This is a genomic window from Streptomyces sp. NPDC048331 (genome assembly GCF_043201215.1).
Taxonomy (GTDB): domain Bacteria; phylum Actinomycetota; class Actinomycetes; order Streptomycetales; family Streptomycetaceae; genus Streptomyces.
On the sequence record NZ_JBICYT010000001.1, the window covers coordinates 59675 to 81193 of the forward strand.

Annotated in this window: 19 protein-coding genes and 1 riboswitch; of the genes, 6 read left to right on the forward strand and 13 right to left on the reverse strand. The window is 71.4% G+C overall.

The features are described 5' to 3' along the window. The first annotated feature begins 57 nt into the window (after positions 1-57). Positions 58-354 (forward strand): hypothetical protein, encoded by a 297-nt coding sequence (locus ACGFYY_RS00250; RefSeq protein WP_393706400.1) that lies wholly within the window; start codon positions 58-60, stop codon positions 352-354. Here the strand turns inward: ACGFYY_RS00250 and ACGFYY_RS00255 are convergent. Next, positions 302-2836 (reverse strand): helix-turn-helix domain-containing protein, encoded by a 2535-nt coding sequence (locus ACGFYY_RS00255; protein ID WP_393706401.1) that lies wholly within the window; start codon positions 2834-2836, stop codon positions 302-304. The genes ACGFYY_RS00250 and ACGFYY_RS00255 overlap by 53 nt on opposite strands. Positions 2837-3036: 200 nt before the next feature. On the opposite strand from ACGFYY_RS00255, the gene ACGFYY_RS00260 reads away from it, so the two are divergent. Next, complete coding sequence (locus ACGFYY_RS00260; RefSeq protein WP_393706402.1) at positions 3037-3810, forward strand: PE-PPE domain-containing protein; 774 nt, start codon at positions 3037-3039, stop codon at positions 3808-3810. Between the two features lie 147 nt (positions 3811-3957). Here ACGFYY_RS00260 and mnmA read toward each other — a convergent pair whose 3' ends face one another. Then, the gene (gene mnmA / locus ACGFYY_RS00265; protein ID WP_393706403.1) at positions 3958-5094 is read right to left on the reverse strand and encodes a tRNA 2-thiouridine(34) synthase MnmA; all 1137 of its coding nucleotides are present in this window, start codon (positions 5092-5094) and stop codon (positions 3958-3960) included. A 60-nt stretch (positions 5095-5154) separates the two neighbouring features. Between mnmA and ACGFYY_RS00270 the strand changes: the two genes are divergently transcribed. Beyond that, positions 5155-5829 carry an N-acetylmuramoyl-L-alanine amidase gene (locus ACGFYY_RS00270; protein ID WP_393706404.1) on the forward strand — a complete coding sequence of 225 codons (675 nt, stop codon included), beginning with the start codon at positions 5155-5157 and terminating at the stop codon, positions 5827-5829. Here the strand turns inward: ACGFYY_RS00270 and ACGFYY_RS00275 are convergent. The 11 genes from ACGFYY_RS00275 to ACGFYY_RS00325 form a co-directional block, all read right to left on the reverse strand. Further along, positions 5822-6985 carry a cysteine desulfurase family protein gene (locus ACGFYY_RS00275; RefSeq protein ID WP_393706405.1) on the reverse strand — a complete coding sequence of 388 codons (1164 nt, stop codon included), beginning with the start codon at positions 6983-6985 and terminating at the stop codon, positions 5822-5824. The genes ACGFYY_RS00270 and ACGFYY_RS00275 overlap by 8 nt on opposite strands. Positions 6986-7092: 107 nt before the next feature. After that, the gene (locus ACGFYY_RS00280) at positions 7093-7950 is read right to left on the reverse strand and encodes a thioesterase family protein (protein WP_150259545.1); all 858 of its coding nucleotides are present in this window, start codon (positions 7948-7950) and stop codon (positions 7093-7095) included. Between the two features lie 47 nt (positions 7951-7997). Next, positions 7998-8654: a trimeric intracellular cation channel family protein gene (locus tag ACGFYY_RS00285; RefSeq protein ID WP_365277893.1), complete on the reverse strand. Its 657-nt coding sequence runs from the start codon at positions 8652-8654 to the stop codon at positions 7998-8000. A gap of 252 nt (positions 8655-8906) precedes the next feature. After that, positions 8907-10007, reverse strand: coding sequence for a dipeptide ABC transporter ATP-binding protein (locus ACGFYY_RS00290; protein ID WP_365271992.1), 1101 nt, complete (start codon positions 10005-10007; stop codon positions 8907-8909). 14 nt (positions 10008-10021) lie between these two features. Then, on the reverse strand, positions 10022-11086 hold the full coding sequence (locus ACGFYY_RS00295) for an ABC transporter ATP-binding protein (RefSeq protein ID WP_393706807.1): 1065 nt from the start codon (positions 11084-11086) through the stop codon (positions 10022-10024). An 80-nt stretch (positions 11087-11166) separates the two neighbouring features. Further along, a complete protein-coding gene (locus ACGFYY_RS00300; protein ID WP_030725362.1) occupies positions 11167-12174 on the reverse strand; it encodes an ABC transporter permease in 1008 nt (335 codons plus the stop codon). 152 nt (positions 12175-12326) lie between these two features. Further along, positions 12327-14075 (reverse strand): ABC transporter substrate-binding protein, encoded by a 1749-nt coding sequence (locus ACGFYY_RS00305; protein WP_393706406.1) that lies wholly within the window; start codon positions 14073-14075, stop codon positions 12327-12329. Between the two features lie 77 nt (positions 14076-14152). After that, positions 14153-15148: an ABC transporter permease gene (locus tag ACGFYY_RS00310; RefSeq protein ID WP_365271961.1), complete on the reverse strand. Its 996-nt coding sequence runs from the start codon at positions 15146-15148 to the stop codon at positions 14153-14155. 427 nt (positions 15149-15575) lie between these two features. Further along, entirely contained in the window at positions 15576-16316 is a 741-nt protein-coding gene (locus ACGFYY_RS00315; RefSeq protein ID WP_365271958.1) for an enhanced serine sensitivity protein SseB C-terminal domain-containing protein, read from the reverse strand. A 94-nt stretch (positions 16317-16410) separates the two neighbouring features. Beyond that, complete coding sequence (locus tag ACGFYY_RS00320) at positions 16411-17145, reverse strand: enhanced serine sensitivity protein SseB (protein WP_393706407.1); 735 nt, start codon at positions 17143-17145, stop codon at positions 16411-16413. Positions 17146-17255: 110 nt separating this feature from the next. Next, positions 17256-17912, reverse strand: coding sequence for an AAA family ATPase (locus ACGFYY_RS00325; protein ID WP_393706408.1), 657 nt, complete (start codon positions 17910-17912; stop codon positions 17256-17258). Between the two features lie 206 nt (positions 17913-18118). Further along, positions 18119-18222: riboswitch (glycine riboswitch) on the forward strand. Between the two features lie 175 nt (positions 18223-18397). Here ACGFYY_RS00325 and gcvT point away from each other — a divergent pair. From gcvT to glyA, 3 genes are all read left to right on the forward strand, one after another. Beyond that, the gene (gcvT, locus tag ACGFYY_RS00330) at positions 18398-19513 is read left to right on the forward strand and encodes a glycine cleavage system aminomethyltransferase GcvT (RefSeq protein WP_393706409.1); all 1116 of its coding nucleotides are present in this window, start codon (positions 18398-18400) and stop codon (positions 19511-19513) included. 103 nt (positions 19514-19616) lie between these two features. Next, positions 19617-20000, forward strand: coding sequence for a glycine cleavage system protein GcvH (gene gcvH / locus ACGFYY_RS00335; RefSeq protein WP_365271949.1), 384 nt, complete (start codon positions 19617-19619; stop codon positions 19998-20000). 16 nt (positions 20001-20016) lie between these two features. Then, positions 20017-21273 (forward strand): serine hydroxymethyltransferase, encoded by a 1257-nt coding sequence (gene glyA / locus ACGFYY_RS00340; protein WP_356810672.1) that lies wholly within the window; start codon positions 20017-20019, stop codon positions 21271-21273. Positions 21274-21519: the final 246 nt, after the last annotated feature.

The window sequence follows — 21519 nt, forward strand, 5'->3', positions numbered from 1 at the left end:
CGTCCGTCGGGCCGCCCCGCCCGTCCTCACCTCGACGCGTCGGTGCAGAATCCGGCCATGGAGCATGCGCAGCGACACATGTACGAGGTGGTCGACGCCCTCGTCCGGGCCGGCGGCAGCGTCCGCCCGCGTCCGCCCGGCAGCGGCAGCGACCCGTTCTGGGTGACCAAGCGCGGCCCGCACTGCTACCTGGAGACGCCGATCGACTTCGCGGTGGCCAGGTCGGTACCGGGTCTTCCCCCGGAGGTCGACCTCGACGAGGCCAACGACATGATCTTCTGCAGGGTCTGCTGGACGGCCGTCACCGGGCCGAACCATCGCCCCGAAACGGTGTGGGATTCACCGAGCGGGTGATTCCTCCCGGCGGGGCGCCTGCCGCACACGTGGGCCGGCCGCGCAGGTGGCGCTGGAGCCGCGCGTGGCGGAACTGGTAGACGGCACCGACCTGGCGCAGCACACCGCGCCGGTAGGCGTCCTCCAGGAAGGCGACCGTCGCCCAGGGGAGGCGGCCGGTCAGCGGCAGCCAGATCCGGGCCAGCAGCACCCACTGGCCCCAGGCGGTGAACGCCAGGACGTAGGAGAGCGCGCCGGCCACCCCGCCCACGGCGCCGAGCGCGAGCCCGTCGGCCATCGGCCAGGTCAGGGGGCCGAGGACGCCCTGGAGCAGCTCGGTCATGAGTCGGCCGCCGAAGGCGATCACCAGGGTGAGCATCGGCGCGAGGAAGAGCGCCTGGCGCACCACGATGCTGCGGTTGATGGCCAGCAGGTCCGTCGGGGTGGCGGCGGAGCCGAGGTCGATGGGGGTCTCCAAGGTGGCCACGAGCCCGAGGACGAGCCCTCCCGCCAGGGCGAAGACGAGGCCGTACATGAGGCAGTTGACGGCCGTCGCCCGGAGCACCGCCACGTTGACCGGCACCCCGCCGTACGTGAGCCACGCGCCGGCGGTGAAGGCCAGTCCGCAGCCGATGCCCATCACGAGGCCGCCCAGCAGTCCGGCCGGGACCAGGGTGGCGAACCGGCGGGAGGTCGGTCCGCCGCCCCGCCCGCGGCGGCCGGGCAGCCGCATCCGCACCCGGGACGGTTCGAACGCCCGGATCCCGAGGAGGGCCATGAGCCCGTGGACCAACCCGAAGGCGAGGCCGACGGCGGGGCCGAAGAGCAGGGCGTCCAGCAGCCCCGTACCCAGCGCGAACGCGGCCCCGCGGCCGGCGGCCAGGTTCTTGGCCGGGAAGACCAGCCAGTCGGCGAGCGCGGTGACCAGGGAGCAGGCGAGGACGACCGCCAGGATCCGCGAGGACGGCCGCAGCGAGTCGCGCAGCTGCCACCACGCCAGGTCCTGGCCCGCGCGGCGCTCGGGTCGGTCCAGGTGGTCGGCGAGGTGCCCCAGGTAGCGCCGGGCGCGTTGCGGGTCCCAGCTCCGGGGCCTCCGTGCCCGACGGGAGCCCGGGACGGCCGGGGGCGGCTGCCGGTAGACGCTCGGCACGAACCCGGCGAGGAGGTGCTCCTCGATGGCCTCGGGGGTCGGGAAGCGGGCCTCGTCCAGCAGCGCGGCCGGGTCCTGGGCCGGGGTGTCGCTGTAGGCGGTCCGGGCGAGCAGGACCATCAGCGGGGTGCTCAGTACGGCCCTGAGCCGGGCGCCGGGCCCGCCGTCCGGGTCGGTGCGCAGCCGCTCCAGGACGGGGTCCCAGCCGGTGGCGGCCCGTCCCTCCCGGTCGGCCGGCGCGCTCGGGCGCGCGGTGCGGGGCAGGTAGTGCACCAGGTCGTCGGCGTCCAGGTCCAGCAGTTCGATGCCCGCGGTCCGGCGGAGCAGCTCGACCCCGACGGCCTCGGCGAACTGCTCGGTGCGGCTGGTCAGCAGCAGGGGCAGCGAGCTCGCGTTGAGTTCGCGCAGGGCGAGGCCGAGCAGTCCGGTGGCCATCTCGTCGAACCCGTCCAGGACCGGCAGGATCCATCCGGCGTCCACCAGGGCGGCGGCGAGGGTGGCTCCGCCGGGGGCGCGCGCGTCGAGGTTCGGGTGGTCGCGCAGCAGGCCGGCGATCAGCCAGTCGCGCAGGGTGGTGCCTGTCGGGTCCCACGATCCCGTGCTGAAGACCACGGGCACGGGATCGCCGTCGGCGCGCGCGACCAGCTGGTCGAGGACGAACCGCAGGACGAGGACGGTCTTGCCGGATCCGGCCCGGCCGAGCACCACCAGCCGCCCGGACCGGACGCGCCGGTAGACGTCGGCGATGTCGGTGAGGCCGCCGTCCAGGGACAGCGGGCCGTGGGCGGCGCCGGGCGGGGCGCCGCGGATGTTGTCCCAGTGGTCCAGCAGGTCGGCGGGGGCCGACCGCCACCCCACGGGCAGCGGGAAGGGGTCGTGGACACGGCGCTGCTCCTCCTCGCGGATGCAGCGTCCGTAGACGTCGTGGGCGAGCGACTCGGCGGCCTCGGCCAGGGCGCCCCGGGACGTGCCCCGCGTGCGACGGTGCACCGGCCGGGCCGAACGGTCCGGCCCGGGCGCCCGCTCCGGCACCCGCTCCGGTCCGGTCACCGGCTCCGGCTCCGCCTCGGACACGGGGGCGTGTACGGCCCGCGGGTCTTCCCCTGGGGGCGCCGCCCGGCCGCGGTGGGCGGCCAGCAGGTCCGTCCAGAGCTCGTCCCGGTCGCGCTTCAGCTCGTCGGCCAACGCCTGCGCGACCTGCTTCACCGTTCCCATCCGGGCGTCGGTGGGCTTGCCGGTCTCCAACCGGTGGATGGTGCGGACCCCGAGCCGGGACCGCTCGGCCAGTTGCTCCTGCGTCATCCCCGCCTCGTGCCGTAACCCGCGGAGCAACGCGCCGAACTGGCTGCCCACTTGTATGCCCTTCCCCCCGACGACGGCCCTGCCACGTGAGTCCGATGTCCTCCCGGAACCCGGTCAAACCACCGGGCACCGTCCACCGGCCACATATGGCCGGTTGCGGGCATGGTCCCGCGACCAGCACGAACACCACGATGAGTGCCGGTCGCCGCACCCGACGCGGTGCCCGTCTCGTCCCAGGGGAGTTGACCCGTATGTCCACCACGAAGCCGAACAGGCTCGCCCGCCGCATCAAGTCCGTCGTCGCCTCGACGGTCCTCCTGCTCGCCGGCGCCGTGGCCGCGCCGGCGACCGCGCACGCCGCCCCGGCGAACCACTACTACATCCAGATCGGCGGTACCGGGGCGGCCGCCGAGGCGCCCGGGTGCACCACGAGCTTCGAGGCCGCCAACCGGCAGCTGAACGGGGGCATCGCGATTCCGGTCTGCTACGTGGCCAGCGGCGGCCCCTTCGTCGGGAGCCACAACGAACAACCGGCCCCGTTCGCCCCGAGCTTCGGCGACAGCGTGAACCAGGGCTACTGGAACGCCAAGGCCGCGCTGGAGAACGCCTACCGGGCCGACCCGACGGCGACCTTCACCATCGCCGGTTACTCCCAGGGCGCCTGGGTCGGCGACCTGTTGCTCCAGACGATCGCGAACAACGGCACCGAGGTGCCGCGCGAGCGGGTCGACGGCATGCTCTACTCCGACCCCATGCAGCCGGGGACCGGTTTCTGGCGGCTGGTCCCCCGGGGGGTCCTCATCCCGTTCGTGGCGTACTCCCCCGGCACCGGGCCGGAGGTGTTCCCCGGCGTCCCGGTCCAGCGCCACTGCATCAAGACCGACGGGGTGTGCGACGCGACGTCCCTGGATTCCTTCCCCGGCTTCCTGCAGCAGCACCCGCGCTACTTCCGGGAGGGCGAGATCATCGCGAGCACGCTCACCCAGCACGGCGCCGACGGGACGGTCTGGTACCCGGCGGCCTGACCGAGGCGACCGGTCGGGCGCCTGATCGGGGCGCCTGATCGGGGTACCTGTCGCCACGCCTGATCCGAGCGGCACGACGCCACAGCGCGACGCCGCGGTCCGCCCCGGGGGGAGCGGACCGCGGCGTCCTGCCGTGCGGGGCTTCGTTCAGACGGTGGCGGCGGCCGCCCGCGTCGTCGTCGCGATGGTGGCGGAGCCGACCACGCGGGTGCCGTCGTAGAGCACGATCGCCTGGCCGGGGGCCACGCCCCGGACCGGCTCGGTGAAGGAGACGCGCAGCTCGCCGTCCACGACCTCGGCGAAGACCTCGGTCTCGCCGCCGTGGGCGCGCAGCTGGGCGGTGTAGGTGCCCGGGGCGGCGGCCATGGCTCCGCACCAGCGGGGGCGGATCGCGGTGAGGGCGGTGACGTCGAGGGCCTCGACGGGGCCGACGGTGACGGTGTTGTTCACCGGGGAGATGTCGAGGACGTAGCGCGGCTTGCCGTCGGGGGCGGGGTGCCCGATGCGCAGGCCCTTGCGCTGGCCGATGGTGAAGCCGAAGGCGCCGTCGTGGGTGCCGACCTTCTCGCCGGTCGCCTCGTCGACGATGTCGCCCTCGGCCTTGCCGAGGCGGTTCGCGAGGAAGCCCTGGGTGTCGCCGTCGGCGATGAAGCAGATGTCGTGGCTGTCGGGCTTCTTCGCGACGGCCAGCCCCCGCTCCTCGGCCTCGGCACGGATCTCTTCCTTGGTGGTGAGGGTGTCACCGAGCGGGAAGAGGGCGTGGGCGAGCTGCTTCTCGTCGAGGACGCCGAGGACGTACGACTGGTCCTTGGCCATGTCGGAGGCGCGGTGCAGCTCGCGGGAGCCGTCCTCGTTCAGCACGACGGTCGCGTAGTGGCCGGTGCAGACGGCGTCGAAGCCGAGCGCGAGGGCCTTGTCGAGCAGCGCCGCGAACTTGATCTTCTCGTTGCAGCGCAGGCACGGGTTCGGGGTGCGGCCGGCCTCGTACTCGGAGATGAAGTCCTCGACCACGTCCTCGCGGAAGCGCTCGGCGAGGTCCCAGACGTAGAACGGGATGCCGATGACGTCGGCGGCCCGGCGGGCGTCGCGGGAGTCCTCGATGGTGCAGCAGCCACGGGCGCCGGTCCGGAAGGACTGCGGGTTCGCGGAGAGCGCGAGGTGGACGCCGGTCACGTCGTGCCCGGCTTCGACCGCGCGGGCGGCGGCGACGGCGGAGTCCACGCCCCCGGACATGGCGGCCAGGACGCGAAGGGGACGGGCGGTGCGCGGCAGGTTCTCAGTCATAGCACCGTCCAGAGTACGGGGAACCGAGCGGGGTCACAGCGCGTTGTCGGGGTACAGGGGGTGGATCACATCGTCGAGCAGGGGAACAAGGGGCAGAAGTCGCCGGGGCGCACCCGCAGGGCCGTGCTCTTCGGCGGGCTCGGGGTCCTCGCGGTGGCGGCGGTGGCCGGCCGGGAGGAGATAGGCCGCGCCTGGTGGCTGATACCGGGGGTGGACAAGCCACGCAAGGAGGGCGAGCTCGATCACCCGGGCGCGAGCTGGACGTCGGCCTCACCGGCGAACTGGCGCAAGGCGGACCGTCCGGCCGACTACCGGGTGGACCGGATAGTCGTGCATGTCACACAGGGCGGCTTCGAGTCCTCGGTGGACGCCTTCAGGAACCCGTGGCACAAGGCGTCGGCGCACTACATCGTGCGCGGGGACGGGCACGTGGAGCAGATGGTGCGCGAGCTGGACGTGGCCTTCCACTCGGGGAACCGTTCGATGAACGAGCGCAGTGTCGGCATCGAGCACGTGGGCTTCGTGGACCGTCCGCAGGACTTCACGGACGCGATGTACGCGGCTTCGGCCCGACTGGCGGCCGACGTGTGCCGCCGGTACGACATACCGGCGGACCGTGGACACATAGTCGGCCACTCCGAGGTCCCGGGCGCCGACCACACCGATCCCGGCCGGCACTGGGACTGGAACCGCTACATCGGCCTGGTGCGGGCGGCCTTGGACGCTCCTAGCTGAGGCCGGCCGTGCGGGCACGCTCGACCGCGGGACCGATGGCCGCCGCCAGGGCCGCCACGTCCTCCTTGGTGGAGGTGTGGCCGAGGGAGAAGCGCAGGGTGCCGCGGGCCAGCTGGGGGTCGGTGCCGGCGGCCAGCAGGACGTGGCTGGGCTGGGCCACGCCGGCGGTGCAGGCGGAGCCGGTGGAGCATTCGATGCCCTGGGCGTCGAGCAGGAGCAGCAGCGAGTCGCCCTCGCAGCCGGGGAAGCTGAAATGCGCGTTGGCGGGAAGCCGTTCGTCGGGGTCGCCCCCGAGGACGGCGTCGGGCACGGCCGCGCGAACGGCCGCGACCAGTTCGTCGCGCAGGGCGCCGATCTCGGCGGCGAACCGCTCCCGCCGTTCGACGGCGAGTACGGCGGCCACGGCGAAGGCGGCGACGGCCGGCACGTCGAGGGTGCCGGAGCGGACGTGCCGCTCCTGGCCGCCGCCGTGCAGGACGGGTACGGGGCTCTGGTCGCGGCCGAGCAGGAGTGCGCCGATGCCGTAGGGGCCGCCGACCTTGTGGCCGCTGACGGTCATGGCGGCGAGGCTGCTGTCGCCGAAGTGGACGTCGAGCTGTCCGAGGGCCTGCACCGCGTCGGAGTGCATCGGGATCCCGGACTCGCGGGCGATGGTGGCCAGTTCGCGGACCGGCATGACGGTCCCGATCTCGTTGTTGGCCCACATGACCGTGGCCAGGGCCACGTCGTCCGGGTCGCGCTCGACGGCCTCGCGGAAGGCGTCGGCGTGGACCCGCCCGTAGCGGTCCACGGGGAGGTACTCGACCTGTGCGCCCTCGTGCTCGGCGAGCCAGTGCACGGCGTCGAGCACGGCGTGGTGCTCGACGGGGCTGGCGATGATCCGGGTCCGGGCGGGATCCGCGTCGCGCCGGGCCCAGTAGAGGCCCTTGACGGCGAGGTTGTCGGCCTCGGTGCCGCCGGCGGTGAAGACCACCTCGCTGGGGCGGGCGCCGACCGCCTCGGCGAAGGCCTCGCGGGCCTCCTCCACGGTACGGCGGGCCCGGCGGCCGGCGGCGTGCAGGGAGGAGGCGTTCCCCGTGGCGGCGAACTGCGCGGTCATCGCCGCGGCGGCCTCCGGCAGCATCGGGGTGGTGGCGGCGTGGTCGAGGTAGGCCATGATCCCCCGATTCTACGAGCCCGCCGGTGGCCGCTTGCGCCGCGGGACCCCACGATGGCCGGCGCGGCACTCCTCGGGGGTGCCGGGCCGGTCCGGATCGGGGAGCGTCAGGCCGGGCGCAGGGCGCGGGCCAGTTGGCGGGACTGCGCGACCAGGTGGTCCGACGAGTCCCAGACCTCGGCGTCCTCCTCCAGGAAGCCGCCGGCCAGGTTGCGGGTGGTGATGGAGACCCGGAGGGGGCCGGGGGCCGGGCGGCGGCGGACGTGGGTGGTGAGTTCCACCGTCGGGGTCCAGGCCACCAGGCCGAGGTCGAAGGCGGTCGGCGGCAGGGCGTCGACGGCCAGGAGCATGGAGAGCGGGTCGGCGTCGCGGCCGTCGGCCAGCTCGAACCAGGCCCGCATCTCGCCCTTGCCGGAGGGCGCGCCGACGGCCCATCCGGCGGTGGCCGGGTCCAGCCGGAGCCGGAGCCGGTCCACGATGGCGGAGCTGCCGGGGATCGGGGCGGGGCCCGCCTCGGGGCCGATGCAGTCCTCGTAGGCGGGGATGGCGGGCGGCACGGCGACGGTGCGTACGTCGTCGGGCAGGGCCGCGAGGTCGCCGTAGGAGGCGAGGACGCGGATGCGCTCGATCTCGGCGCCGCTCTCGTCGTACTGGAACAGCGAGGCCTGGCCGGTGGAGAGGGTGCGACCGACGCGGACGACCTGGGTGCGGATCACGGCGGGGCCGGGCACGGAGGAGGTCAGGTAGTGCGCGGAGACCGTGAACGGGTCCGGGTGCGGGAGGGCCGCCGACAGGGCCCGGCCGACCAGGGCCAGCAGGTAGCCGCCGTTCACGGCGGCGATGATCGTCCAGCCGGCGGAGAGTTCCGCGTCGTACACCCCGGGCTCGCCCGCGCGTGCGGTGATGGCGGTGTCGCGGTCGAACTCACTGTCGCCGATGGAGGCCTTGGCAGCTGCGTGTGACATGCAAACGACGGTACACCGGCTTGCTACTAAGCGGTAGCTTTCTTTTGTTACGGCTCCTCGGCCACCGAAGAGCGCCTGTTCCAGGCCAGCGGCGCCCGCCAGTGGTAGCGCATGGCGAGGAGACGCAGGACGAAGGTGGTGACGATCGCCAGGCCGGTGGTGATGCCGTTGAGAGCGTGCAGGCTGATGAAGACGGCCACCATCGAGGCGCCGACCAGCGCGGGGACGGCGTACATCTCGCGGTCGCGCAGCAGCGAGGGCACCTCGTTGACGAGCACGTCGCGCAGGACGCCGCCACCGACGGCGGTGGTCACGCCGAGCGCGGCGGAGGCGGTGAGGCCGAGGCCGTACTCGTAGGCCTTGGTCGTCCCGGTCACGCAGAACAACCCGAGGCCGGCCGCGTCGAAGACGTTGATGGCGTGGTTGATCCGCTGGACCTCGGGGTGCAGGAAGTAGACGATCGCGGCGGCGACCAGCGGGGTCACGAAGAAGCTGAGTTCCCCGAAGGCCGCGGGCGGTACGGCGCCGATGACGAGGTCCCGGAAGAGACCGCCGCCCAGGGCCGTGACGAGCGCGAGGACGGCGATGCCGAAGACGTCGAAGTTCTTGCGTACGGCGAGCAGGGCGCCCGCGGTGGCGAAGACGAAGATGCCGGCGAGATCCAGGGCATGCTGGATCCCGGGCGGGAAGAGATCGTGGAGCACCGGGCCATTGTCACCTGCGGCGAGCCCGGTGGAATGCGGGGCTCCGCCGGGGCCGGGTGCGCCGCTCGGTTCCCGCCGGGTGAAGGTGCGCCTGCCGCGGTCCGCGGGCTGCGCGCTGCCGACGGCGGACAGTGGTGCCGTGCTGCGCCACTGCCGGGGCTCCGCCCCGGACCCCGCGCCTCGAACGCCGGCGGGGCCGCAATCGCGCGGCCCCGCCCGGATCGCCGGGCAGGGCCGTGGCCGCCGGAGCGGCTACTCCGTGACCTTGGCCACCGCGTCCGCCGCGCCCGGCAGGGGCTGGTCGCCCGGTGCCTGGTCAGGGGCGTTCTCCGGGTGGTGGCAGGCCACCTGGTGACCCGGCTTCAGCGCCAGCAGCGGCGGTTCCTGCGTCGCGCAGATCTGCGTGGCCTTCCAGCACCGGGTGTGGAAGCGGCAGCCGCTCGGCGGCGAGATCGGCGACGGGACGTCGCCCTTGAGCAGGATGCGGCCGCTCTTGGCGCCGCGCCGCCTCGGGTCGGGCACCGGCACGGCCGACATCAGGGCCGTCGTGTAGGGGTGCATCGGCGCCCCGTACAGCCCCTTGTTGTCGGCCAGCTCGACGATCTTGCCGAGGTACATCACGGCGATGCGGTCCGAGACGTGGCGGATGACCGACAGGTCGTGCGCGATGATCACGTAGGTGAGGCCGAGCTCGTCCTGGAGGTCGTCCAGCAGGTTCACCACCTGGGCCTGGATCGACACGTCCAGCGCCGAGACGGGCTCGTCCGCGACCACCAGCTTCGGCTTGAGCGCCAAGGCCCGCGCGATGCCGATGCGCTGGCGCTGACCGCCGGAGAACTCGTGCGGGTAGCGGTTGTAGTGCTCGGGGTTGAGGCCCACGAGCGACAGCAGCCGCTGGACCTCCGCCTTGAGCCCGCCCTCCGGAGTGACCTTCTGGAGCTTGAACGGCGCGCTGACGATGGTGCCCACCGTGTGGCGGGGGTTCAGCGAGCCGTACGGGTCCTGGAAGATCATCTGCACGTCGCGGCGCAGCGGGCGCATGCCCGACACACCGAGGTGGGTGATGTCCTTGCCCTCGAACTCGATGGAGCCGCCGGTCGGCTCCAGCAGCCGCGTGATCAGCCGGCCCATGGTCGACTTCCCGCAGCCGGACTCCCCGACGATGCCGAGGGTCTCCCCGCGCCGGACGTCGAAGTCGAGGCCGTCCACGGCCTTGACCGCGCCCACCTGGCGCCGGATCAGTCCCTTGGTGATCGGGAAGTGCTTGGCCAGGCCGGTGACCTTGAGCAGCACCTCGGCCTCGGGAGATTCCTTGGCCTGCGCGGGGATGACCACCGGGTCCGGCTTTTTCATGTCAGGCGTCTCGGTCACAGCTTCGGCGCAATCTCTTCGGTCCAGATCCGGGTCCGCTCGTCCTGGGACATGTGGCAGGCGGACCAGTGGCGGCTGTCGTCCTCGGTCAGCTCGGGCCGGACCGTACGCGTCACGTTGCCCTTGGGCACGTCGGCGTACGGGCAGCGCGGGTTGAAGGCGCAGCCGTCGGGGATGTTGATGAGGCTGGGCGGGGAGCCCTTGACCGGGATGAGGCGCTCGCTCTGCTCGCGGTCGATGCGCGGCATCGAGCCCAGCAGACCCCAGGTGTAGGGGTGACGGGGCTCGTAGAAGACCTTCTCGGCGGTGCCCCGCTCGACGCACCGGCCGCCGTACATGACGAGGATCTCGTCGGCCATCTCCGCGACGACGCCGAGGTCGTGCGTGATCATGATGACGGCGGAGCCGAACTCCTTCTGCAGATCGCGGATCAGGTCCAGGATCTGCGCCTGCACGGTGACGTCCAGGGCCGTGGTCGGCTCGTCCGCGATCAGCAGGTCGGGGTTGTTGACCAGCGACATCGCGATCATCGCGCGCTGGCGCATACCGCCGGAGAACTGGTGCGGGTAGTCGTCGACGCGCTTGCCCGGCTCGGGGATGCCCACGCGGTCGAGCATCTCGACGGCCCGCTTGCGCGCCGTCTTCTTGTCGACGTCGTTGTGGACGCGGTACGCCTCCACGATCTGGGAGCCGATCGTGTAGTACGGGTGCAGCGCGCTCAGCGGGTCCTGGAAGATCATCGCCATGTCGCGGCCCCGCAGCCGGCGCACCTCCTCGGGATCGGCCGACAGCAGTTCCTTGCCGCCGAGCCAGATCTCGCCCGACATCTCGACGGTGGAGCGGCTGGCGGTGCTCGCCCGGTGCAGGCCCATGACGGCCAGCGAGGTGACGGACTTGCCGGAGCCGGACTCGCCCACGATGCCGAGGGTGCGGCCCTTCTCCAGTTGGAAGGAGAGCCCGTCGACCGACTTGACGACGCCGTCGTCGGTGGGGAAGTGGACCTTGAGGTCGCGTACGTCGAGGAAGGCCTCGGAGGGCGGGACGTCGCCCGGGCCCGCCACGACGGCCGTGGCGGTGGCGGCGTGCGCGGCCCGGTCGGCGGCGGCTTCGCCGGCCTCGTTCCCCTTCGGAGTCGGATCGGTCACGACAGCCTCACCCTCGGGTCGATGATGGCGTAGACGAGGTCCACCACCAGGTTGCACAGCACGATGAAGGCTCCGGCGAAGAGGGTCACCCCGAGGATCTTCGGCAGGTCGTTCACCGCGATGGCGTGGTACGCGTACTCACCGATGCCGTGGTACGAGAAGACCGTCTCGGTGACGATGGCGCCGCCGAGGAGCAGCCCGAAGTCCATGCCGAAGATGGTCACGATGGGGGTCAGCGCGGAGCGCAGCCCGTGGCGGGTGACGACGACCCGTTCGCGCAGGCCCTTGGCGCGCGCGGTGCGGATGTAGTCCTCGCTCATGGTCTCCAGCATTCCGGCCCGGGTGAGCCGGGCGTAGAGCGCGGAGTAGAGGAAGGCGAGCGTGCACCAGGGCAGGACCAGTCCTTGGAACCAGGCGGCCGGATCCTCGGAGAAGTCCACGTACACATTGGTGAACACGGGCCAGTTGAAGACGAAGACGGCCAGCGAGAGCGTGCCGGTGAAGAACATCGGCAGCGAGACGCCGGCGAGGGCCACGCCCATCGCGAGCCGGTCGAAGAGCGAGCCGGGACGCAGGGCCGAGACCACGCCCGTGGTCACACCGGTGATCAGCCAGATGACGGCCGCTCCCAGGGTGAGGGAGGCGGTGATGGGCAGCCGGGCGACGATGTCGGGCCAGACCTCGACGTGGTCCTTGAAGGAGTAGCCGAGGCAGGGGGCGCTGCACTGCGAGGGGTCGGGGCCGTAGTTGAACTCACGGCCCGCGAAGATGCCCCGCAGGAAGTCCCAGTACTGCGCGTACAGGGGCTGGTCGAAACCGAGGTTCTTCTTGACCGCGGCGATCGACTCGGGCGAGGGGTTCTTGCCCACGTACTGGGTGGCCAGTGAGTCGGCCGTGCCGCCGGCCAACCGGGGCAGCAGGAAGAAGATCGCGAAGGTGATCGCGCTGACAACGAGCAGCAGGAACACCGCGGCGAACAGCCGCCGGACGATGTACACAAACACGGGGGTCGGCTTCGGCGTCCGCCGGTCCGCCCCGCACCCCGGTCGGGGGCGCGGGACGGACCGGCGCGCGCACTGCTGCCTTCACCTGCCTTCCACGGTTCTGGCAGATCTGGCTGAGAGGGTCGAACTGCCTGAGGACTTGACGTCCGGGATTACTTCAGGCCGATGTTGAGGTAGTCGTACTGACCGCTCCACGCCGGGTTGGAGACCACGTTGGTGAGCTTGGGCGAGCGGTAGTGCAGGACCTTGAAGTAGGTCAGGGGGACGATGACCGCCTGGTCCATGACCTTCTTGTCGATCTCGCCGTAGACCTTCTCGCGGGCGGCGGAGTCGGTGTTGGCGATGTTGTCGTTCAGCATCTTGTTGATCTCGGGGTCGTTCAGCTGCGACAGGTTGGTGTTGCCCGTCTTGCTGATCGCGTCACCGTGGACGACCTGCTGGAGGAAGCCGAAGCCGCTCGGCCAGTCGGCGCCCCACTGCATCATCATGAGGCCGATCTTGTTGTCCTCGGTGAACTTCGGGACGCCCGCGTAGTCGCTGAAGTACTTGCCGGCCGGGAACTGCTGGATCTTGACCGTGATCCCGATCTTCTTCAGGGACGCCTGGATGGCCGTCGCCATGTCGACCTCGCCGGCGCGGTCGTTGCGCGCGGTGATGGTGGTCTCGAAGCCGTTCGGCTGGCCGCAGGCGGTCAGCGCGGCCTTGGCCTTGGCCTCGTCGCCCTTGTCATCGGGGGTCTTGTAGGTGTTGAAGTCCACGTGACCCGGGATGTCGGTCGGCAGGACGGTGCTGGCGATGGCGCCGCGGATCGGGCCGCCGAAGGCGGTCTGCACCGAGACCTTGTCGATCGCGTACTGGACCGCCTTGCGGCACTCGACGTTGTCGAAGGGCGCCACCTTGGTGTTCATCGCCATGTAGACCAGGCGACCACCCTCGGCGTTGTCGGTGTTGGGGTCCTTCGAGGTCAGCAGCTCGGTCTGGGTCTGCTGGGCCACACCGTTACCGACGATGTCGATGTGGGTGTTGCCGGCCTTCAGGTTGGAGTCGATCGTCTCCTGGTTGACCTTCAGCTTGACGACGATCTTCTCCGGGAGCTGCTTGCGCAGCGGGTCCGTGGAGGCGTCCCAGTTGGGGTTGCGGACCAGGACGGCCTGCTTGTCGTGCTCGTAGCTCTCGAACATGTACGAGCCCGAGGAGACGATGTTCTTCACATAGTCCGCGCCGTTGTCCTTGGCCTTCGGCACGGGGGCCGACTGCGGGTTCGCCAGCAGGTAGTCGAACTCGGCGAACGGCTGCTTCAGCTTGAAGATGATCGTCTGGTCGTCGGGGGTCTCGATGGACTGCAGTCCGGTGTCGGACTTGTCCTTGTACGGGCCCTCGTACGGGGTCTCGTTGTTCTTGAGGTACTGCGCGAGGTAGTTCGGGCCGTTGGAGTGCACGTCACGCGCGAAGTTGCTGCGCTCGACCGCGTACTTGACGTCCTTGGAGGTGACCAGGGAGCCGTCGCTGTACTTGACGCCCTTGCGCAGCTTGTACGTCCAGGTCGCACCGCCGTCGCTCGGCGTACCGAGGCCCTCGGCGAGGTCCGGGACCACCTTGTTGCCCTCGGCGCCCGGGGCGGGCGCGAAGGTGGTCAGCGGACGGGCGTACAGGCGGCTGAAGTTGAAGACGAAGCCGTAGTACGTGTTGCCGGGGTCGAAGGAGTCGGGGGTGTCGGAAGCCTCGTAGACGACCGTCCCGCCCTTCTTGTCCGAGGCGTTGACCATGGCCTTGACGGCGGCGTTGGCGCCGGCCGACTTGTCGTCACCGCCGGTCTTGTCACCACCATTGCAGGCGGAGGCGGTGAGGACGACGGTGATGGCGGCGGCAAGCACCGCGGCTGTTCTCGACCTGCTTCTCATGGCGGAGTGTGCCCCCTGATTCGGAGTGATGGTGGGTACTGGCGGAGCCTCGGCCGGGTGCCCGAGGAACGGGAGGTTCAGCGCGAGCTCTTGGGGTCCAGGGCGTCGCGCAGACCGTCGCCGAGGAGGTTGAAGGCGAGCACGGTGACGAAGATCGCCATGCCCGGGACGACCATGAACATCGGGTCGACCTTGTAGTAGGCCACGGCGGAGCTGAGCATTCCGCCCCATGAGGCCTGCGGCGGCTGGATACCCACGCCGAGGAAGCTCAGGGAGGCCTCGAAGAGGATGTTGGTCGGGATGAGCAGGGTGGAGTAGACGAGGATCGGGGCCACCAGGTTCGGCAGGAGCTCCCGGAAGACGATGAACGGGCCGCGGGCTCCGAGGCTGCGGGCCGCGTCGACGAACTCCCGCTCGCGCAGCGACAGGGTCTGGCCGCGCACGATGCGTCCGATGTAGGGCCAGCTGAAGAAGCCGATCACGAAGATCAGCACGCTGATGTGCAGCGGCAGCCCGTCGAGGCCGAAGGCCCCGCCCTGGAGGGCGGCCGAGATGGAGATCGCGAAGAGCAGCAGCGGGAAGGCGAGGAAGGTGTCCATCATGCGGCTGATCACCGTGTCGGCCCAGCCTCCGTAGTACCCGGCGATGATGCCGAGCACGGAGCCGATGAACACCGAGACCACGGTCGATCCGAAGGCGACCAGCAGGGAGACCCAGGAGCCTTCGAGGATGCGGGTGGCGATGTCGCGGCCGAACTTCGGCTCCACGCCGAGCGGGTGCTCCCAGCTGATGCCGCCGAAGGAGCCGACGGGGGTGGCCAGGGAGGGGTCGATGAGGTCCTGGTGCAGGGCGTCCGGGTCCAGGCCGAACATCCACTGGATCGGCTGCGAGAGCATGGCCAGCACCACGAGCAGCAGCACGACCATGCCGCCGGCCAGCGCCACCTTGTCCCGCTTGAGTCTGATCCACGCGATGCGGCCGAGCGAGCGCCCCTCGATCGCCTTTCGCGGAACCTCGGAGGTGGCCACGGCCTTGGGCTCGGCCGCGCTCATGTCCTGCAGTGGTGCCGTCATCGTGGTGGGACCCCTCTCGGCCGACGCGGGTCGGCCCATGCCCGCCGCTGTGGCGGCTTGGTTCAATCGGCGTCGCTGGTGGTGCGATTGGCACGAAATGTGCCGGAAGTGCACGTGAAGAGCTGGTGTTTGCGAGATGGACCGGCCTTCGGTGGGGTGGAGTCTTCAACGCCCTCTCAAGCGCCGGCCAGACCCCCCGAGGATGTGATGCGCAACCGTGATCTACGCCTACACCTTCCGTTATCCGAACCCCGGGATCTGTTGAGCGGTGAAACACCGCCCGTTCGGCACGGAACGGACATCCGACCCAACTGCCCTTTCCGGCAAGGTTCCTGGGCGGACTCCCCGGATACGCCGAAGGCCGCACCGATGGGGACCGGTGCGGCCTTCGAGACGGATATCTCGATATGCGGATATCGCGAACGTGTCAGTAGGTCGGCGCCTGACCCTCGCGGTCGTAGAAGGGGCGGCTCTGGGCGCGCAGCCACATGGCGACGGGGTCGTGCTCGTCCCCGAGCGCCACCGTGCACACCGGGACCCCCTCGGGGACCACGCCGACCGACTGCCGCATCATCTCCCGTACGGATTCCAGCGCGGGCGCGGAGGCGTCGTACAGGTCCAGCCCGACCGCGAGGTACGGGGAGCCGAGCGCGGGCTGCACCCAGGCGCGGCGCAGCGACCGCACGGCCGGGGTGCGGTGCGCGTGCTGGGTCAGCAGCCCGTAGAACTGCGGGAGCTCGATCGCGGGCTCGGACAGGCGCAGCGGGCCGGCCGGCATCCGGTCCAGCCCGGTGGCGATGCGGCGCAGGTCGGCCCAGGGCACGCCGAGGCCGCCGCCCTGGGCGTGCGGGTTGAGCCACAGGCCCCAGCGGTCGGGATACAGCGCTCGGGCGATGTCCCGCCCGGTGACCACCTCGTAGCCCCGGTTCCAGCCGCTGGCGGCCAGCTCCTGGGGGGAGGTGACGCAGGGCGCGTAACCGAGGCTCTCGACCTCCATACCGCCGTACTGGGCCTCCGGGGAACCCGGCTGCCCCTGCCAGAGCAACATCCACAGCCGACCCTCGGCGAGGGCGTGCAGGAGTGCCTCGTAACTCTCGTAGCGCCCGGGAGTCACCTGGCGCATCATGTGCTCGACCTGCCCGGCCGCGGCCGTGCCTGACGCACTCACCCGGAACCCCTCTTCGTCCGCCCGTCGCTCCACGCGTGTCCTCCGAACCGGCAGTCGCGCGTGCGGCCAGGAGATGTAACCAGCTTAAGCGGCCCTACGGCAGGTAGAAGGGGCGTACGCGCTCACGAATCCAGTCCGTGACCGGGTCCTGGGCGGCGTCGAGCAGGATCAACTGCACCGGCCACGGCGGCGGGACACGGGTCAGGGCCCGTCCGAGGGCCTCCATCGGCGCGTTCTGCGTCTCGGAATCCCATCCCACCAGGCGGACACCGACGAACAGCTGGGGCGCCCCGCCCTCGACGCTGGCGAGGCAGCGGTGCGCGGCGGCGACCAGCCCGGTCGCCCGGAACTCCTCGGTGGCGGCGGCCAGGAAGTCCACCGGGTCGTCCTGCCAGTCGGGCTCGTAGAGCCGGACCCGGCCGCCGGTGGCGGGGCCGTCGAGCGGGGTGCGCCCGGCACGGCAGAGCTCCGCGACGGCGGGCGGCGGCAGCGGTACGCCGACGGCGCCCTCGGGATTGAGGGCGATGCCGAGCTGCGGGGGCAGGCCGCGGGCGAACTCGACCGCGGGAGCCACCGCGAAGTCCATGCCGGGGCCGACGCAGGCGAGGAACTGGGCCTCGGAGCTGTAGACGGGCACGTACGCCGCCCCGCCGATGTCCATGGTGGGCAGGTCGAGGCCGACCGTCGTCGGGCCGCCCCCACCGGGCAGGGGGACCCAGACCTGGCTGCGCCCGAGGACCTCCAGGATCCGCCCCCCGGCGTCCGGCTGCCCGAGCGCCGCCCCGAGCACCTGCTCCAGCTCATTCCCCGGCCAGCCGCTGCCCTGCATCTGCCCCTGCCCTCGTCTTGTTTCCCGCGCGTGTCGCCCCGCAGGGTACCGGCCTCGCGTGCCGCCGCGTCGCCGGGGTCCGGGGGCCGGCGGGGGTGCGGCGGCCGGCCTCAGGCGGTGAAGGCTATGCGGGTCACCGTCGCGGCCGAGCGGCGGTCCAGGAGGGTCACCGAGGCGCACCCGGCGGGCGGCCGGCCCGCTTCGGCCTCGCGCAGCAGCCGGGTCACGGCGCCGCGGTGGCGGGCGAAGGCGTAGGCGGAGACCCCGCGGCCGCGCGCGGCCTGCCCGGAGAGGGCCTCCTCGGGGCTGCTGTCCAGCAGGAGCAGGTGCAGCGCCCGGCCCCGGCGGCGCGCGGCGGCCGCCAGCAGGCCGCGTACCCAGGACTGCGTGCCGCAGTCGTGGACGACCACGGAGGCTCCGGAGCGCAGGATCCGCCACAGCCCCCAGTAGTGGGCGGCGCGCACCAGCGGCCGGTACACCGCGTACGGCAGCGCCCCGGGCATCCGGCGCTCCCAGCGCTCGCGGGTGTCCTGGGAGTCCACCGCTCCGCCCTCGGCGGCCGCCCGCTTGATCAGCGTGCTCTTGCCGCCGCCGGGCAGACCGGACACCACGACGATGTCACCGGCCGCGAAGCCGAGCCGGCGCGGGGCGGACGCGGTCGGTCCGCGCAGGTCGCGTACCAGGCCGAGGCCGGTGTCGGCCGCCCTTGCGCGCCCGCGCGCGCCGCGCTGCGTCGGCACCGCCTCCACGGTTCCCGTCGTCGTCACCACTCCGAATCTCCGCACAGTGTTCGCCTCCCCCGATTCGGGTCACGAGGACCCTTGCCCACTGAGTGTAAAGAGACGGTAATCCGGCGACCCCGGTTCCGGTCGGGCTCTTCGGAGGGCCGTACGAACTTTCGGACCCCGCCGCCCGATCTCGGGCATGGCGTGCAATGATGTGCGCCATCTGGACCAACTGCATACCGGCCGCTTGAATCCGCGCGGGAGAGTCCCGGCACGCCGCAAGGCCGTGCGCGGGCGCCGAAGGAGCAAGAACCTCCCTTGAATCTCTCAGGCCCCGTACCGCGTGGATGAGGCAGATCTGAAAAGCGAGCTGCTGCGCAGCTCCACCCAAGGTGCAAGTCGATGAGAAGAACCGGCGATCGATCGATCGGCGGAACTCTCGGCGAACCTCTCAGGTTCCGATGACAGATGGGGAGGAACGTCCTCGTCATGTCATGTCGATGCCCTGGGACCCGGGAGCCACACCCATGAGCACTGCCCCCCGCCTGACCGCCCTCGATGCGCTGCACCGCTCGCTCGGTGCGACCATGACCGATTTCGCGGGCTGGGACATGCCGCTGCGGTACGCCAGCGAGCGCGACGAGCACAACGCCGTACGGACCAAGGCCGGTCTCTTCGACCTCTCCCACATGGGCGAGATCACGCTCGCCGGCCCGGAGGCCGTCAAGGCCCTGGACCACGCACTGGTCGGCAACATCTCGACCGTCGGCGTGGGCCGCGCCCGCTACACGCACATCTGCCAGGAGGACGGCGGGATCATCGACGACCTGATCGTCTACCGCCTCGGCGAGACCGAGTACATGGTCGTCGCCAACGCCTCCAACGCCCAGGTCGTCCTGGACGCCCTGACCGAGCGCGCCGCGGGCTTCGACACCGTGGTCCGCGACGACCGCGACGCGTACGCGCTCCTCGCGGTGCAGGGCCCCGAGTCCCCGGGCATCCTGGCGTCCCTGACCGACGCCGACCTGGACGGCCTGAAGTACTACGCCGGTCTGCCGGGCACCGTCGCGGGCGTGCCCGCGCTGATCGCGCGTACGGGCTACACGGGTGAGGACGGCTTCGAGCTGTTCGTCGCCCCCGAGCACGCCGTGCAGCTGTGGCAGGCGCTGACCAAGGCGGGCGAGGGCGTCGGTCTGGTCCCGGCCGGCCTGTCCTGCCGCGACACCCTGCGCCTGGAAGCGGGCATGCCGCTGTACGGGCACGAGCTGACCACCGCCCTCACCCCGTTCGACGCGGGTCTGGGCCGGGTCGTGAAGTTCGAGAAGGAGGGGGACTTCGTCGGCCGCGCCGCCCTGGAGGCCGCCGCCGAGAAGGCCGCGACGAAGGCGCCGCGCAAGCTGGTCGGCCTGATCGCCGAGGGCCGCCGCGTCCCGCGCGCCGGCTTCCCCGTCACGTTCGACGGAAAGGTGATCGGCGAGGTCACCTCGGGCGCCCCGTCCCCGACGCTGGGCAAGCCGATCGCGATGGCGTACGTGGACGCGGAGCACGCCGCGCCCGGCGCCTCCGGCGTCGGCGTCGACATTCGCGGTACGCATGAGCCGTACGAGGTCGTGGCGCTGCCGTTCTACAAGCGGCAGAAGTAGCCCTCCGCGCACGACGTCCGCCGTCCGGGTACCGGAACGGCGCCGTCTCAGTACCCAAGACCGCAGTTCGTATCCACTCCCCCGCATCCAGGAGAATCAGGCCATGAGCACCCCCGAGAATCTGCGTTACACCAAGGAGCACGAGTGGCTGTCCGACGTCGTGGACGGCGTCGCGACGGTCGGCATCACGGAGTTCGCGGCCAACGCGCTCGGTGACGTCGTCTACGCCCAGCTCCCCGCGGTCGGCGACACCGTGACCGAGGGCGAGACCTGTGGCGAGCTGGAGTCGACCAAGTCGGTCTCCGACCTCTACTCCCCGGTCTCCGGCGAGATCGTCGAGGCCAACCAGGACGTCGTGGACGACCCGGCGCTGGTGAACACCGCCCCGTTCGAGGGCGGCTGGCTGTTCAAGGTGCGTCTCTCGGAGGAGCCGAAGGACGTGCTCTCGGCCGACGAGTACGCGGCGCTCACCCACTCCGACAACTGACACCCCAGGGAACAAGATGTCTGTGCTGAACACGCCCCTCCACGAGCTCGACCCGGACGTCGCCGCCGCCGTCGACGCCGAGCTCGTGCGCCAGCAGTCCACCCTGGAAATGATCGCGTCGGAGAACTTCGCTCCGGTCGCCGTCATGGAGGCCCAGGGCTCGGTCCTGACCAACAAGTACGCCGAGGGCTACCCGGGCCGCCGTTACTACGGTGGCTGCGAGCACGTCGACGTCGTCGAGCAGATCGCGATCGACCGCATCAAGGCGCTGTTCGGCGCCGAGGCCGCGAACGTCCAGCCGCACTCCGGTGCGCAGGCCAACGCCGCCGCCATGTTCGCGCTGCTGAAGCCGGGCGACACGATCATGGGCCTGAACCTGGCCCACGGCGGTCACCTGACCCACGGCATGAAGATCAACTTCTCCGGCAAGCTCTACAACGTGGTCCCGTACCACGTCGACGAGACCGGTGAGGTCGACATGGCCGAGGTCGAGCGCCTCGCCAAGGAGTCCAAGCCGCAGCTGATCGTCGCCGGCTGGTCCGCCTACCCGCGCCAGCTGGACTTCGCCGCCTTCCGCCGCATCGCGGACGAGGTCGGCGCGTACCTGATGGTCGACATGGCGCACTTCGCCGGTCTGGTCGCCGCGGGGCTGCACCCGAACCCGGTGCCGCACGCCCACGTCGTCACCACCACCACGCACAAGACCCTCGGCGGTCCGCGCGGTGGCGTGATCCTGTCGACGCAGGAGCTGGCCAAGAAGATCAACTCCGCGGTCTTCCCGGGTCAGCAGGGCGGCCCGCTGGAGCACGTGATCGCGGCCAAGGCCGTCTCCTTCAAGGTCGCGGCCTCGCCCGAGTTCAAGGAGCGCCAGGAGCGCACCCTGGAGGGTGCGAAGATCCTCGCCGCCCGCCTGGTCCAGGACGACGTCAAGGCCGTGGGCGTGGACGTCCTCACCGGTGGCACCGACGTGCACCTGGTCCTGGTCGACCTGCGCAACTCGGAGCTGGACGGTCAGCAGGCCGAGGACCGCCTCCACGAGGTGGGCATCACGGTCAACCGCAACGCCATCCCGAACGACCCGCGGCCGCCGATGGTCACCTCGGGTCTGCGGATCGGTACGCCGGCGCTGGCCACCCGCGGTTTCGACGCCGAGGCCTTCACCGAGGTCGCCGAGATCATCGCGCAGGCGCTGAAGCCGACGTACGACGCCGAGGGCCTCAAGGCGCGCGTCTCGGCGCTCGCCGCGAAGTTCCCGCTGTACCCCTCGCTCTAGGGCGACGGCTTGGGCGGGCCCGGCCTTGTCTCGCACAGGGCCGGGCCCTTTCCATGGCCCCGGGGTGCGGTCCTCGACGTCGGGACCGCGAAAGACGCCGTACAGGCGGGCGTCACCGAGCCCCGCACGAACTGACGTACGCTGATGAACCGGGCAAGGGCGCCCACGAGGTGATCTTTGCCCGCAATCCCTGCAAAGTCCGCACCCTCCGTCGGCCGCCTCGCTACGTTGCGAGAGCGACTGGAC

Coding starts and splice junctions, on each gene's coding strand:
- ACGFYY_RS00260 (WP_393706402.1), top strand. CDS start 3,037: ATGTCCACCACGAAGCCGAACAGGCTCGCCCGCCGCATCAAGTCCGTC.
- ACGFYY_RS00320 (WP_393706407.1), bottom strand. CDS start 17,145: ATGCAGGGCAGCGGCTGGCCGGGGAATGAGCTGGAGCAGGTGCTCGGG.
- glyA (WP_356810672.1), top strand. CDS start 20,017: ATGTCTGTGCTGAACACGCCCCTCCACGAGCTCGACCCGGACGTCGCC.
- mnmA (WP_393706403.1), bottom strand. CDS start 5,094: ATGACTGAGAACCTGCCGCGCACCGCCCGTCCCCTTCGCGTCCTGGCC.
- gcvT (WP_393706409.1), top strand. CDS start 18,398: ATGAGCACTGCCCCCCGCCTGACCGCCCTCGATGCGCTGCACCGCTCG.
- ACGFYY_RS00280 (WP_150259545.1), bottom strand. CDS start 7,950: ATGTCACACGCAGCTGCCAAGGCCTCCATCGGCGACAGTGAGTTCGAC.
- ACGFYY_RS00275 (WP_393706405.1), bottom strand. CDS start 6,985: ATGGCCTACCTCGACCACGCCGCCACCACCCCGATGCTGCCGGAGGCC.
- ACGFYY_RS00290 (WP_365271992.1), bottom strand. CDS start 10,007: ATGAAAAAGCCGGACCCGGTGGTCATCCCCGCGCAGGCCAAGGAATCT.
- ACGFYY_RS00250 (WP_393706400.1), top strand. CDS start 58: ATGGAGCATGCGCAGCGACACATGTACGAGGTGGTCGACGCCCTCGTC.
- ACGFYY_RS00305 (WP_393706406.1), bottom strand. CDS start 14,075: ATGAGAAGCAGGTCGAGAACAGCCGCGGTGCTTGCCGCCGCCATCACC.
- ACGFYY_RS00310 (WP_365271961.1), bottom strand. CDS start 15,148: ATGACGGCACCACTGCAGGACATGAGCGCGGCCGAGCCCAAGGCCGTG.
- gcvH (WP_365271949.1), top strand. CDS start 19,617: ATGAGCACCCCCGAGAATCTGCGTTACACCAAGGAGCACGAGTGGCTG.